This window comes from Marinomonas sp. SBI8L (assembly GCF_001624705.1).
In the GTDB taxonomy this organism is placed as follows: domain Bacteria; phylum Pseudomonadota; class Gammaproteobacteria; order Pseudomonadales; family Marinomonadaceae; genus Marinomonas.
The window spans coordinates 132,423-148,047 of the sequence record NZ_JSEO01000001.1; the positions used below are offsets into that span (position 1 = coordinate 132,423).

Sequence of the window (15,625 nt, forward strand, 5' to 3'; positions counted from 1 at the left end):
CGCCATACTAGCACTTCTAATAAATAAAGAACCAAGTTCACATATGAGATATAAGATTTTTTTATGTGTTTAGCATTTCATTCCATAAAATCACAACTTCATTGAAGAAGCCAGTTAGCTTGATTTACATCAAGTCTTGGCTCAAACATACCAGTAAGCTTGTCGTTAGAAATAAGAATTACTTATAGGTAATTCACTTTTTAACATAGAAAAATGTTCCCTCGTTTCTCTAGGAAGCTGCGAACAAGTAGGATGAAAAATGTTTAATGCATTAAATAATATTCAAATACGTTACAAGCTTTGGGCCATCATAGTACTGATGTCGTTAGGTACTTCAGCCTTAATAGGCGTTTCGCTTTACTCCCTTTATATGACCCAATTTCAAGACAGGCAAGATAGAACCAAGGATTTGGTCGAAGTCGCACACAGCACACTAAATCACTATTACCAAAACGCCCTAAAACAAGGAACCAGCCAAGACTTAGCCAAACAGGAAGCGTTTGAGGTTATTAGAGAGCTACGTTACGAAGGCAAAGAGTACTTCTGGATAAATGACATGAACTCCACCATGTTAATGCACCCTATTACTCCGGCTCTCGAAGGCAAAGATATGAGCCAATTTGAAGATGTGAATGGGGTGAGAGTCTTTGCAGAATTCTTAAAAGTCGTCGAAAAAGACGGTGCAGGTTTTGTCGATTACATGTGGCCCAAAGCAGGTGAAACAGACGCTACCGCTAAAAACGCCTATGTGAAAGCCTTTGAGCCTTGGAACATTATTATCGGTACGGGTGTTTATCTGGACGCCTTACATCAGCAGTTCTTCCATAATCTCATACGTTTTGGCATTGCGGTTATCCTACTGACGCTTTTCATCGGTGGTACCGCCCTATTCATCATCTATTTAGTCACCTCTCGGGTCATTATGCTTAAAGACATTATGTTAAGTGTTGCCGAGTCAGGAGATCTAACCCAACGTGTTGATTTTTCGAGCAAAGATGAACTTGGTGTAATGGCCTCGTCTTATAATCAAATGATGGAATCCTTCCAACAAATAGTAAACAAGGTCGGCAGCTCTAGTTCTCAGCTTGATCATATCGTAGTGCAGTCAAACCAGATCAGCGACAAGACCACACATGGGGTTGAAACCCAACTTAAAGAAACCGAACAAACCGCCAGTGCTATGCTGCAAATGGCGGCCAGTGCTCAACAAGCTAATGACATTTCCGCCGAGGCAAGTAATAAGGCTCAAGAAGTACAACAACAATCAAAACAAGGTCTAGCCATTATCACCAGCTCCAACGATAGCATTAAAGGCTTGGCTGAAAATGTCGCCCATGCCACCAACTCTATTCACCAACTTAGAAACAATGTGATGAATATCGAAACCGTGCTTGAGGTAATAGGTCAGGTATCCGATCAAACCAACCTTCTCGCCTTAAATGCCGCTATTGAAGCTGCAAGAGCGGGAGAACAAGGACGAGGCTTTGCCGTTGTAGCGGATGAAGTCAGGCACCTAGCTCAAAGATCACAAGGCTCTGCAGTTGAGATTCAAGACATGATAGAAAGTTTGAGGAACCAAACACTGGCCACGGTAGATATCATGGAAAAAGCACAGACCATGGCCCAAGAAGGGGTTGAGCAAGCTGTGCAGGCAGGCACAAGCTTCTCAGATATTAACCATGGCATCAAAGAGATCTCACACTTAAACCAGCAGATCACCTTAGCCTCCCATGAGCAAACCCAAGTGGCCGAAGAGATTAGCCGTAACATAAACAACATTAATTCGGTGACTGAAGAGACCTCTCAAGACAATAAGGCGATGGAAAGCAACATCGTAGAATTAAAACAATGCGCTGGCCAACTGAGAAACTTAATCACTGAATTCTCAACCTAGGTGCTTTTATCCACACGCTGAGGCGGGAGGACTTAATCGTAGGCTCCCACGTATTTAGAAAAGATTAAGCAAAATAAAAAAAGCGGTTTATCGTATGATTAACCGCTTTTTTATTTTTACACTTTGTCATAGAACTTGCATAAGACTATTTTAGACAGGCAAGATAATAAGATGCGATAGCATGGCTCGATCGTTTTACCTGAGTAGATGTTTATTTGTTTGTCGATAACCAATTGCTTCCGGCGAAACATATTTTTGCAACACCTAGGTGTTAATAATAATGATTGGCTAAGCACTAAACTGACGCTGACGGCAATTTTTTAGCATTGTTTTTTAGAACTTAAGCGTTTTCTCAAATCAAAGGAACTTACCAATGACGTCTGTAATACCTGATAAGTTAGAAGCTCTCTATCAACATATTAATCAGGTTATTTTATCTCGGCAGCACCCTGTGACTGGTCTATTTCCTGCCAGTACCAGTATTAATAACCATGGTAACTATACTGATGCCTGGGTGAGGGATAACGTCTATAGCATTCAAGCTATTTGGGCGCTTTACCTTGCCAATAAACGTAACGGCAACCCACAAAAACGTGCCTACGAATTAGAGCACTCCTGTATCAAAATGATGCGCGGCCTTTTATCCGCCATGATGAGACAAACTCGCAAGGTAGAAGCGTTTAAGCACAGCCTTAATCCTGCTGATGCACTACACGCAAAATACGATACAAAAACTGGCTTAGAAGCCGTAGCAGATGATGCTTGGGGCCATTTGCAAATCGATGCCACCAGCTTTTATTTATTGATGCTGGCGCAAATGACAAAAGCGGGCTCTAAGATCATTTTCTCCCGCGACGAAGTCAACTTCATCCAAAACTTAATTTATTACATTTCAAGAACTTACCGCACTCCTGATTATGGAATTTGGGAGCGAGGCAACAAGGTAAATAATGGTAAAGCAGAGATAAACGCCAGCTCTGTCGGCATGGCAAAAGCCGCGATGGAAGCGTTAGATGGCCTTAACCTTTTCGGTGATGATGGCCCTAAGTGGGCAGAGATTCACTCCTTTGCTGATGCGGTTGCACGAGCGTCATCTGTACTGGCGTCCTTATTGCCAAAAGAGTCCCGCTCTAAAGAGGTCGATAGCGCCCTTTTAAGTATTATTAGCTTCCCTGCTTTTGCCGTGAGAGACATTAAACTTGCTCGTAAAACACGCCTTGAAATTATCGATAAGCTAGGGGGCGAATACGGCTGTAAGCGCTTCTTACTTGATGGTCACCAAGTGGCTCTTGAAGATCAAAACCGTATTTATTATGAGTATGATGAACTCATCAACTTTGAGCATATTGAGTCTGAGTGGCCGCTTTTTTTCACTTACCTTTATATCGACCGCTTGTTTGCCAGAGACTGGGAGAGTGCCAATCACTATCGTCGAAAACTAGAAAGCCTGATGATAGAAAAAGATGGTCAAATGTTACTGCCTGAATTGTATTCTGTCCCCTTTGATAAGGTACAAGCAGAGAAAGAAAATCCAGGTTCTCAAACACGTGTTGCCAATGACAACCTACCGCTTGTGTGGGCCCAAAGCCTTTACCTTGTGGGTAAAATGCTTGATGAAGAGCTGATAACCACTCGCGACCTTGATCCAATCGGTTTGCATCCAAGACAGCACCAAAAGCCTGCGGTTAAGACGTCTATGGTCATTTTGGCGCAAACAGAAGCAACCAAAAAACGTCTGCTTGATGCGGGTGTTTTATGCCAAACGCTAGAAGAGATAGCCCCTCTAAAAGTCATGAGTTGTGAACAGCTTATTGATACTTATCGCCACCTTGGCGTGTCTAGCAGCTTAGGTTTAAGCGGCCGCCCTTCTCGTGCGTTAAACAGCATGGCGACCTCGCAGCTCTTTTGCATTAATGAGCAGAATTATCTGTGTTTGTCGTGGATTCAAAACGAAGACAAAGACTATCGCAAGCTAGATCCAGACTTAATCAAAGACTATATCTGCAACGAATTAGACAGTATTCACGAGCACTGGTATTACCCAGCCAACCCTGTGTTTACCCTCTTTATTGAAGATGCCGTCGCGGCGATGAAGCACTGTGATCAGCTATTCGAGTTTCTGCGTCAATTGCAGAATCATGAAACAGAAAACTATGACGTTCTGCCTCAATCAGCTAAGAACGCTTTCAAGTCTGGCATTCGTCGCAGTATTACGCTGGATAAAGATAAAAGCCATTCTTTAGAAGCAAAGCTCAGTGTGCATCAAGCCCCTTGGCCTGTCACTCAGGACGAGTTTGAACATCCTTCTATGTCCTTAGCATTAAAGTCTAATGATGAACTATTATTGCTCCTTAACCAAAAACCAAACATGACCTTAGCGGTTGATTGCTTGCTAGAACTGCATAAGCGCCAAGCCTTGGTGCAAACCATGCCCTTTAGCTCACCAGCGATTACCGCTTATAAAGTGCTTGAATCTGTTTACACCCAAGCCCTATTACATGAAAACTGGGGAGCGGTGAGGCAGTTGTTCGCAATTTTAATGCAGCCAACCACAGACCTTGCGACCTATATTGCTGATATCACAGTACGCCAGCGCCAGCTTATTTTAGGCGAAGCCCATAAGGCCGAGATACATATTCGCAACCCATTACATCAAAATGAAATCTTTGAACTGATAGAGCGAATCTCACCTAACCCCATCGCGAAGGTGATTTACCATGAACTTATCGCCATAGCCGGTGCACTCATTCGGGCAAAACCTGACTATTTCAATGGAGTTCGCACCATTCGCTTGCATCACTTTGCACTGCTTTGCGCCAAACAAGCTGGTATGGATGAAGGAGAAGATGCGTTTTTAACTTTGGCTCAGCTTTCTCCCCACCAGCTTTATCGCATATTTGAGCGAGTATTAGATCAAAAGCATCAGGCGCATAATAAAGGTATGTCGGGCTTTTCTTACGGAGAAATGTTCAGCCAAGAGAGAGATGAAGATGAGCTAGATATGACAGATCTAGACTGGTTTGATTGGCGTTTAGAGCAAGGTATGATCACCAAGCTACCAGAAACCTTCTTAACCAAAATATGGTCTGGCCTTAAACATGCAAACCATATTATTTTTGGTGATAAACAAAGTAATACCGTGTTGGATTGCCAGCTTACCTTAAAGTCTATGACCGCAGGGGAAGATACTTTCGCCCTTTTAATTGAACGTTTAACCTATGACATTCACCCAAGCTGGTACAAGAGCCTGATATTTGAAGCATTAAATGCTTACTTGCTTTACTGTGAGACACACCCTGACTGTACTTTCGAAGCCGATGTAAATCTGCCACTGATTGTCAGCCATTGCGTAGAAGAATTTGTACGTCAAAATAGCCATCATGATTACTCATTGGCAGAAGAAGAGAATGCCGCTTTAATCGAATTTGCCCAACTTCCACCAAGCAAAATCAACCAGTATTTATTGCTTTCTGTGGCAGCGCTACATGGTTAGCACGCATCAGCCTTAACCCTTGATTAAGGGTGATGCTTTCAGATTTAACAGTTGGAGATAGAAATGGATTTACTAGATGATTTGCAACAAGCCAGATGTGCTGATCCCTTTGCTTGTCTTGGATTACAAGACAACTCAAAGACTAAAGGGTTAAGTCTCACGGTTTGGCAACCTGGCGCTTTGGCGATTGATATCCTCGCCCTTGAAGACGACACGTTACTAGGCACCATGGTAAGTAAAGATGATAACGGCCTTTTTTACCTAGACTGGCCTGAGCGAAAAGAGCGTTTTCATTATCGCCTTAAGATCCAATATCAAGATCATGAACTGATTCGCCTCGACCCCTATCAATTCACAGATACCACCTTTAATGATGTACCGCACCACAGTGCTACTATGTATCTTAATCAGGGGGCTAATCCCGCTTTCTGTCAGGTTAGTGATGAACTTAGAATCGATGGCACTCGCTTTTGTGTGTATGCCCCAGCTGCTCGCTCTATTAGTGTGGTGGGGGACTTTAATGCTTGGGATGGCCGTGCTCATCCTATGGCCAGCAGCGGCGAAGGTCTATGGCGTTTATTTATTCCAGACGTGGGCACAGGTCAAAAGTACAAATATGAAATAAGAGATAAGCATGGGGAACTCATTCCTCATAAAACAGACCCTTATGCCAGATTAATTGAGCAATACCCTTCTTTTTCCAGTGTAACTTGGGATAACGGACAATATGCTTGGCAAGACAAAAGCTGGATGTCCCAAGAAAAGCCTGATCATTACCACAAGGCAATGAGTATCTATGAAGTGCATTTAGGCTCTTGGCGTCGCAAACATGGACAGCCTTTGACCTTTCGTGAGCATGCTGACGAACTGGTAAATTATGTAAAAGAGATGGCCTACACCCATGTAGAGTTATTACCTGTGTCCGAGCATCCGTTTGATGGCTCCTGGGGTTATCAGCCGGTTGGGCTTTATGCGGTAACCTCTCGCTTTGGTAACCCTGATGACTTTAAGTTCTTAGTGGATAAATTCCACCAAGCAGGCATAGGTGTGATTGTCGATTGGGTACCTGCACACTTCCCGGCAGACAGCCATGGCTTAGCCAACTTTGATGGGGATAAGCAGTACGAATACCCAGATCCTAAAAAAGGTTTTCACCCTGAATGGCAATCTTTAATCTATGACTTTGGTAAAGAGCATGTGGTGAACTACCTCATCAGTAATGCGGTTTACTGGTTAGAAGAATTCCATATTGATGGTTTACGAGTCGATGCTGTCGCCTCTATGTTGTATCTGGATTACTCACGAGAAGAAGGGGAATGGATTCCTAATGTGGATGGTGGTAATCATAACTACGAAGCCATTAGCTTTTTACGTCGCCTTAATGAAACCATTTACCTCAACCATCCTCGCTGCTTTACCGTAGCGGAAGAGTCTACCGCCTTTGCTGGTGTCTCAAAGCCTACCTACCTTGATGGGCTTGGTTTTGGTTTTAAATGGAATATGGGCTGGATGAATGACTCCCTTCAATACATATCTAAAGATCCAATTCACCGTCAATATCACCATGGAGAAATGACCTTCTCCTTAGCCTATGCCTTCGACGAGCAGTTTGTATTGCCCTTGTCTCATGATGAAGTGGTACATGGTAAAGGCTCTATGCTAACCAAGATGCCAGGGGATACTTGGCAACAGTTCGCTAACCTGAGAGCCTTTACGGCTTATATGTATTTCCATCCGGGTAAGAAGCTTAATTTCATGGGTAATGAACTTGCTCAAGGTAGAGAGTGGAATCATGATACGAGTCTAGATTGGCACTTATTAGACATAGATTACCACCAAGCTCAACAGTCCCTTTGCCGAGACCTTAACCAGCTTTACCAAGATGAAGCCGCATTGCATTACGACCATAGTTATCAAGGCTTTGAGTGGATAAGCTATGATGATAAAGGCAACAGCATTCTAAGCTTTATCCGCCGCGCCAAAGACTCTGATGAAAAGATAGTCGTACTCATCAATTTCACGCCAAACCCACACAATGAATACCGAGTGGGTGTGCCTGACGAAGGTGAGTATCAAATGGTATTTAATACGGATGCTGAGCACTATAAAGGTAGTCAGTACCCAGTTCCGACAAGTTGTAACACAGACGCTATTGCGAGCCATGGTAAAGATCAAAGCCTTTGCCTACAGGTTCCGCCTCTTGCAGCAATTGCGCTTAAGCTTAAGCTTAAGGCTTAGCGAAGCAATCCTTGTACAGGCCCTTTTCAATGAAAAGGGCAAACAAGCCAGCAAGGATAAAACAGGTAGATAAATGCAGAACCAAAAACCTCAAAACCAGTATATTCAAACACCCGGGCACCCTCACCCACTGGGAGCAAGCCTCACTGAGACAGGTGTCAATTTTGCGATTTACTCTCATCACGCCAAACAAGTTAGCCTTTGTTTGTTTGCTTCAGACGATCAAGAAAGCGAGCTCCAAATAGCCCTCAAGCAAAAGACACAAGGTATTTGGCATGCAGAGATACACGGTCTAAAAGACGGCCAATTGTATGGCTATCGTATTGATGGGGAGTTTAATCCCAAAGAGCAGCACCTCTTTAATCCTCATAAGTTGCTACTCGATCCTTATGCGAAAAAGCTCAGCGGCAAGCTCCATTGGCATCCAGATCAAAGCGCTATGCTAAAGACAGGCACAATGAATACGCAAGATTCAGCTCACTCAGTACCTAAATGCATTGTTAGCCAGCAAGGTGAAAAAGCCACGCAAGCCCTTAGTAAAAAGATAAAAGCAGAAAGTCGTAGTCTTTACGAACTCCATATTAAAGGTTTTAGCCAACAGCTAGACATAGATGAGAGACTCAAAGGTAAGTACCTAGGCCTCATTGAGCCTAAAAGCCTAGCGCATCTAAAAGCCTTAGGGGTTACCAGCTTACAAATAATGCCTTGCTTCGCCTTTGCCAGTGAGCTGCGCTTACAAGCGCTCGGGCTTACAAACTATTGGGGCTACAACCCAATCAACTTTTTCACACCTGATTATGAGTATGCCATTGAAGATCCTGTGGCCGAATTTAAGCTCATGGTAGAAGGCTTACATAAAGCAGGCTTTGAGGTCATCTTAGATGTGGTTTATAACCACACCTACGAAGGGGAGCTAGACCAAGCAAATGTCAGCTTTAAGGGAATCGATAACAAGAGCTACTACCGCTCAGAACAAGGTGAATATTTAAACTTCACAGGCTGCGGCAACTGTTTTGATACTTACCACCCAAAGAGCATTCAGCTCATTATGGACAGCATGCGTTATTGGCTAGAAGTAATGGGAGTAGATGGTTTCCGCTTTGACCTTGGGGTCGATCTTGGCCGAACTCAACATGGCTTTGATAGCCGAGCGCCTTTATTAAGCGCCATGCTACAAGACCCTATCATCTCACAAGCTTGTCTCATTTCTGAACCTTGGGATATAGGACCAGATGGCTATCAACTCGGCCAATTCCCGACTACCTTTTTAGAATGTAATGATAAATACAGAGATAACATCAAACGCTTTTGGCGTGGAGATACAGCCCAAGTGCAAGAGTTTGCAACACGCATTATGGGGTCTCGAGATATCTTTCATAAAGGTCATAAAAGCGCGGTGCAGTCGGTTAACTATGTCTGCTATCACGATGGTTTTACCTTACACGATTTAGTGAGCTATGAGAGTCGACACAACCTCGCCAACCAAGAGAGTAACCGTGATGGTCATGGGGAAAATATTAGTCGAAACTTTGGTCATGAAGGGGAAACCGACAAGGATCAAATTAACCAAGAGCGTCTCAATCAGCAAAGCTGCTTGATCGCTACTCTCCTTTTAAGCCAAGGCACGCCTCACATTTTAGCAGGGGATGAGCTATCCAATACGCAAATGGGCAATAACAACGCCTATTGCCAAGATAATGAAATCTCTTGGTTAGATTGGAAAACATCAGCAAAGCGCAATCTGCTAGAAAGCCAAATAAGTCAGCTTTTAGCCCTGAGAAAGCAGCATCCAATTTTGGCCGAATGCCGCCTTGAAGATGACGCGCTTTTTCATCATGACATTAAAGACAATGTTATCTGGCTCAATCAAAAAAACGAACCAATGACACATGATGATTGGCACCAAGAAGACAGAGATTTTATCTCTTTGATTCTTGAGAGGCGCAAGGATGCAGGTAGCTTAGACAGGCTCTGGTTAGGCTTTTATCGAGGCGGCCTGGTTAATGCACCATCTGATAAAGGAAATCGTTTAGCTGACTCACCGCTTGAAATACCACTCAAATGGCAAACTAAATTGCTCTTTGGCACTCAAGGTGTAAGTCTGGATGACACTAGCCTTAAGTGTGCTCATGCATCTGTTTTTGTGGCCCAACTAAGCTAAGGCGCTCTCTAGGGAACCTACGATTAAGTCACCTCTTCTCAGTCTTTTCAGAAAAAGCGTCAAGCAAGGCGTCACTTTGACGTAATGTAGGCACCTTTCAAAAAGGGACAACACAGGGTGACGCTTTTTCTGAAATGCCGTTTAGGTATTCTTCAAAGACCCGAAGGGCGTGGTCTAAAAGCCCTATCTTTAAGTTGAGGGCCTTATCAATAGAATAACTATTAAGTTACGCCCCTCGCCATAAACCTAGGCGCTTTTATCCACACGCTGAGGCGGGAGGACTTATTCGCAGGTTCCCTAGAATAGAAAGCTAAAATAAAGAGCAAAAAAGCAGAGAGAGAAAGGAAAGACTGAGCCAGTGAGTTCACTGGCTCTTAAAAGAAAGAAGCCTAATAAAGAGCACTAAGCATGCTGAAATTGCAGCTTGGCTAACTTGGCATAAAGCGGTGAGTTTTCTAACAACTGGGCATGAGTACCTTGAGCCACCAGCTTGCCTTGCTCCATCAGAATAATACGATCGGCATTCACCACAGTAGACAGCCTATGGGCGATAATTAAACTGGTTCGACCCTGCATTAAATGCTCAAGCGCTTGCTGTACATGATACTCACTTTGCGCATCTAGCGCACTGGTTGCCTCATCAAGTAACAATATTGGCGCATCTTTTAAAATCGCTCTAGCAATGGCAATTCGCTGCATTTGACCACCTGAGAGCTTCACCCCATTTTCACCAAGATCAGAGTCATAGCCTTCTGGTAACTGCATAATAAAATCATGGGCAAAGGCCGCTTTAGCTGCTTTTACTATATCTTCCATATTGGCTTCAGGTCTTGCATAGGCAATGTTCTGAGCCACACTAATATCGAATAAGGCTGCATGTTGCGGCACTATGGCCATATTTTCACGTAAAGCACTTAAGCCAAGCTGACGAATATTTTGCCCCAATAGACTGATAGCCCCAGAGTCCACATCATAAAAACGTAACAAGAGTTCTAACAAGGTAGATTTACCTGCACCTGATGGCCCCACCAGCGCGACTCTCTCGCCTTTTCGCAGACTTAAATCTAACTCACTAATAGCCTTATCAGATCGACTTGAATAAGCGAAATCCACCTGATTAAAGCGAATCATTTCTTCACCAAGTCCAGTACCATGCACATCTTCAATTTGTGTCGGCGTATCGGCATTTGGGGGGATTTTATTAGGTGTATGTAGTAGCTCTATTAAACGCTCAGCAGCCCCTGCTGCACGCTGTAATTCACCCATCACCTCTGAGATAGCAGCCACCGCAGCGGCCACCATAATGGCGTAGAACAAGAAGCTCGCAAGCTCACCACCTGTAATGCGCCCTTGCATGACATCATTACCACCAACCCACAACATAGCAGCAATGGCCGACATAGAAAGTACGATGACAACAACAGAGAGGAAGGCCCTTTGCCGAATACGTTGTACGCTTACATTAAAAGCACGTTCGACCACATTAGAAAAAAGCCCGATATCATGATCTTGCTGATTATGACTTTGCACGACCTTGATATGACGGAGAGACTCGCCCACATGGCCACCCACCTTGGCAATTTCATCTTGTGTATCACGCGAAAGTTTTCGTACTTTACGACCAAAAAATAGAATAGGCACTATCACCAAGGGCACGCTCAAAAGCACAATAAAGGTGAGTTTGGCATTGGTCACCATCAAGAGCACGCAGCCACCAATCAGCATCAAAATATTACGCAGAGCAATGGAAACCGATGAACCAATTACGCTCTGTAAAAGTGTCGTATCCGTGGTAATACGAGATTGAATCTCACCACTTTTTTGCTCTTCAAAAAAAGCAGGGTGCAAATTAATCAAATGAGAGAACACAGCTTTACGAAGATCAGCAACTACCTTCTCACCAATCCAAGACACTAGAAAAAACCGAATAAAGCTACCTAATGCTAATAAACCCACCAAGCCCAAAAAGATGGCTATGCTGTCCAATAAGGCTTCACTCGAACCTGATGCGATACCATTATCAATAAGATATCTCACCCCTTGCCCTAAACTTAAAGTCACCCCAGCTGTCACAATGAGGGCCAAACTGGCAAAAAAGATTTGCTTCTTATAAGGCAGAATAAAAGGCAATAAGTGGCTCAAACTTGCGGTATTTTTCATTAATAATCCTTACTCTATTTCCCAAACTCTCAATTAGATAAAACACTCTTTAGGGAAGGTATGATTAAAGTAACAAACACTGGCCTTAATACCTATGGGCTTGCTACTCTAGGCAGTCTTTACCTTGTTATTTCCTTGTTTTATTTTTTACGCTAACTGAGCCTCCTATGTCTGATCATCCCTTTTCTGCCCTCACTCCAGATTTTGTCATTAATGCTGTTGAAAGCATTGGCCTCTGGTGCGATGCCAGAATCTATCCACTTAACAGTTATGAGAATCGGGTTTATCAGGTGGGCATTGAAGATAGCACCCCCTTAGTCGCAAAATTTTATCGCCCTAACCGCTGGAGCAAAGAACAAATTCTAGAAGAGCATGACGCACTTTTTGCTCTCGCTCAGGCTGATATCAAGGTGATTGCCCCTAAGCAGATTGAAGGAGACAGCCTGTTTTTACATGAGGGTTTCTACTTCTGCGTTTATGACAAACTTATCGGCAAAGCACCCGATGCAGATAATATGGACCACCTTTTTGTTACCGGTGAAACCTTGGCTCAAATCCACCAAGGGCTACAAGCAGCAGATTTTAAAACACGTCCCGCTATGGCGCCCGTTGCTGACTTCACCAAGGCAATAACGCAATTAAAAGAGTGCCAGCATTTACCTAAATTTCTGCATGAGAGATTGGAGAAAGTAAATGCAAAGTTATTACCTCTCATTCAAACTCAAGTTGATAAGTTTTGGCCTACTAAACAGTACCCAATTCATGGGGACTGCCACAGATCCAACTTACTCGTTGACGGATCTGATGATATCTATTTATTAGATTTTGATGATGCGAAAACAGGCCCTGCAGTACAAGATTTATGGTTGCACCTTTCAGGTAACCTGACCCAACAAAAGCAACAATTGAGTGAGTTAATTGAAGGCTATGAAAGCTATTTTGAGTTTAATGAAAAAGAGTTGGAACTCATCGACAGTTTAAAAGCCATTCGACTAGTACAATATGCCGCTTGGTTAGATGCCCGCTGGGATGATCCCGCCTTCCCGATGGCCTTCCCTTGGTTTAGTGGTGAAGACTATTGGCTCAACCTATTAAATGACCTAGAGCTCATCATACAAGACTGGGGCAAACTCGCTGCGCCTGCTTACTAATTAATAATAAGATAGCGCGATAGATTAAAAACCAATTCACACAAACATAAGACAAAATTAGCTAACTATGAATCTCATACCTGCCCTACAGCAACACTTTGGATTTGATCAATTTCGTGGCGGACAAGAGCAATGTGTCCGCCAAGTTTTAGCAGGGCAATCTAGCCTAGCTATCTTTCCAACGGGTGCAGGTAAATCCTTATGTTATCAATTTAGTGCCACTCAGCTTAGTGGTATTACACTGGTCGTATCTCCCTTGCTGGCACTCATTAAGGATCAGGTAGAGTTTCTACAAAGCAAAGGCATAGGTGCTGCCAGCTTAGACTCAAGCCAGACACCAGATCAAAATCGCGATATTATGCGCCAAGTACGTGAAGGCCAAATTAAGATACTCATGGTATCGGTAGAACGTTTTAATAATGAGAGTTTCCGTAACTTCCTACACACCCTGTCCATCTCGTTATTGGTAGTCGATGAAGCTCACTGTATTTCAGAATGGGGCCATAACTTCCGCCCTGATTATTTAAAACTCCCTGATTATCAACGCCAGTTCAACATTCCTTTGGTATTACTTTTAACCGCCACAGCGGCTCCTAAAGTAAAGCGAGATATGGCAGCAAAATTTGCCATAGACGAACAGCACATAGTGCAAACAGGCTTCTATCGTTCCAACTTGAACTTAAGTGTCTTAAGTGTCCCTCAAGTGGATAAAAAAGCAGCCTTATTAAATGCATTGAAACAACGCCTTTCGCCTCAAACAAATGAAGCAGAGCCAGCCATTGTCTATGTCACCTTGCAATATAGCGCGGAAGAAATTGCCCAATGGCTAAGAGCCAACCAAGTATCCGCTCAGGCTTACCATGCAGGATTAGATAGCGAACGCCGTGAGCAAATCCAGCAAGATTTCATGTCAGGCAAACTCAATACCGTAGTGGCTACTATTGCCTTTGGAATGGGTATCGACAAATCCAATATTCGTCATGTCATTCACTATGATCTACCAAAATCGATCGAAAACTATAGCCAAGAGATTGGCCGTGCAGGTCGAGATGGGCAAGCCTCAAACTGTGTCACCTTGGCAAACCTTGAAGGCCTTTCGACCTTAGAAAACTTTGTTTATGGGGATACGCCAGAACTTGAAAGCATTGCCTATTTATTAGATCTGATTGATCAACAAAGTGTGATGCAGCGTACGCTGACTTGGGAAATGCAGCTGTATGCGCTTTCTAATGAAACCAATATTCGTCAACTTCCTTTAAAAACATTGTTAGTACAACTTGAGCTGATGGGCATTATCAGCCCTAAATACGCCTATTACGCGCATTTTCGCTACAAGTTTGTCACGCCTATGGCACAAGTACTCAGTCAATTCGATGCCGATAGATGCGCTTTTTTAATGCAGGTTTTCGAAGCGACCAAGTTCAAAAAAGTTTGGGGCGAGCCTAACTTTGAATTTTGGGCACAAGACGCTAAAGACAGAGCAATTAAAGCCCTAGATTACTTAAGTGAAAAAGGTTTGATCGAGCTAGAAACAAAACAGTTAACACAAGTTTATGAGGTATATGACCTTTCTCAGAAAGAACAGGTTGCGGCTCAGCTTGGTGACTATTTCAAACAAAAGGAAGACGCAGAGATTGATCGAATTGCCAAGCTCATTGCCTTCTTCGAACAAGACACCTGCTTAAACAGAAGTTTGGCGCGCTATTTTGGTGATGAGAGTTTTGGAGACGAAAGTTTCGGTGATGAGAGTTTTGGAGACAAAAGCTTAAATAATGAAAGCACTGAGAATAAAAGCATACAAACCCAATGCGGCCACTGTTCAAGTTGCTTAGGAAATAGCATAGGCAAACTTAGCGGGCGAGGTATGAATGAGAACGACATAGACTCAGAGCAAGTTAGACAAGACCTCAGCGAACTCGCTAGCGCCTTTCAGTCAGCCCTTAAGCTTCATCCAGATAGTATGAGCCTAGATACCAAATGCCGCTTTCTCGCAGGGATCAGCACGCCTTATCTCACAAAGTGTCGAGCAAAACGTTTATCAGGTTTTGCTCGTTATCAAGATCAAAGCTATGCCAAGTTAAGGCAATTAGTAAAAGGCTTATAAACTAAGGCCTGCCTTCTAAAACTTAATCAGATAGAGCCGCTGCTTCATCTTCAGGGTAGCGGCTTATTTCGATCAGGTTATTATCCAGATCATTAATATACACAGACATCATAGGTCCCATAGCGCCAGTCTTCTCGACAGGCCCTTCTAGAATATCCACTTGTTTATGTTTTAGATGAGCAATCACTTCGTCTAGGCTAATCTTAGCAATCAGACAAAGATCTCCCGAGCCTTCAAGCGCATGATTACGCATTTCTTGACCCGCAGTTTGAAAGTTAATTTTCTGTTCACCAAAACTCACCGCCTTGCGACCATTGGCAAATATAATAGGTGTCATGCCAAGCACTTCAACAAAGAAGTTCACTGAGGCATCAATATCGGAAACTGTTAACACTAGATGATCTATATGACTAATCATAGAAGG

At 43.4% G+C, this 15,625-nt stretch carries 8 protein-coding genes; 6 read left to right on the plus strand and 2 right to left on the minus strand.

Annotated elements, in window-relative coordinates:
* Window positions 1-259 precede the first annotated feature (259 nt).
* The 4 genes from OA91_RS00605 to glgX all read left to right on the plus strand — a co-directional run bounded on the left by OA91_RS00605 (window position 260) and on the right by glgX (window position 9,786).
* Entirely contained in the window at window positions 260-1,894 is a 1,635-nt protein-coding gene (locus OA91_RS00605) for a methyl-accepting chemotaxis protein (RefSeq protein WP_063338483.1), read from the plus strand.
* Window positions 1,895-2,267: 373 nt separating this feature from the next.
* Window positions 2,268-5,387 carry a glycoside hydrolase family 15 protein gene (locus OA91_RS00610; protein WP_063338482.1) on the plus strand — a complete coding sequence of 1,040 codons (3,120 nt, stop codon included), beginning with the start codon at window positions 2,268-2,270 and terminating at the stop codon, window positions 5,385-5,387.
* 63 nt (window positions 5,388-5,450) lie between these two features.
* Window positions 5,451-7,625, plus strand: a complete 2,175-nt coding sequence (gene glgB, locus OA91_RS00615; RefSeq protein WP_063338481.1) for a 1,4-alpha-glucan branching protein GlgB — start codon at window positions 5,451-5,453, stop codon at window positions 7,623-7,625.
* A gap of 73 nt (window positions 7,626-7,698) precedes the next feature.
* The gene (gene glgX / locus OA91_RS00620; RefSeq protein WP_063338480.1) at window positions 7,699-9,786 is read left to right on the plus strand and encodes a glycogen debranching protein GlgX; all 2,088 of its coding nucleotides are present in this window, start codon (window positions 7,699-7,701) and stop codon (window positions 9,784-9,786) included.
* Between the two features lie 402 nt (window positions 9,787-10,188).
* Here the strand turns inward: glgX and OA91_RS00625 are convergent, their stop codons facing one another.
* Entirely contained in the window at window positions 10,189-11,946 is a 1,758-nt protein-coding gene (locus OA91_RS00625) for an ABC transporter transmembrane domain-containing protein (protein ID WP_063338479.1), read from the minus strand.
* A 167-nt stretch (window positions 11,947-12,113) separates the two neighbouring features.
* On the opposite strand from OA91_RS00625, the gene OA91_RS00630 reads away from it, so the two are divergent.
* Both OA91_RS00630 and OA91_RS00635 read left to right on the plus strand, forming a co-directional pair.
* A complete protein-coding gene (locus tag OA91_RS00630; RefSeq protein ID WP_063338478.1) occupies window positions 12,114-13,097 on the plus strand; it encodes a serine/threonine protein kinase in 984 nt (327 codons plus the stop codon).
* Between the two features lie 67 nt (window positions 13,098-13,164).
* Window positions 13,165-15,201: a RecQ family ATP-dependent DNA helicase gene (locus tag OA91_RS00635; protein WP_063338477.1), complete on the plus strand. Its 2,037-nt coding sequence runs from the start codon at window positions 13,165-13,167 to the stop codon at window positions 15,199-15,201.
* A gap of 22 nt (window positions 15,202-15,223) precedes the next feature.
* Here the strand turns inward: OA91_RS00635 and OA91_RS00640 are convergent, their stop codons facing one another.
* Entirely contained in the window at window positions 15,224-15,619 is a 396-nt protein-coding gene (locus tag OA91_RS00640; RefSeq protein ID WP_046016179.1) for a VOC family protein, read from the minus strand.
* Between the last annotated feature and the right edge of the window lie 6 nt (window positions 15,620-15,625).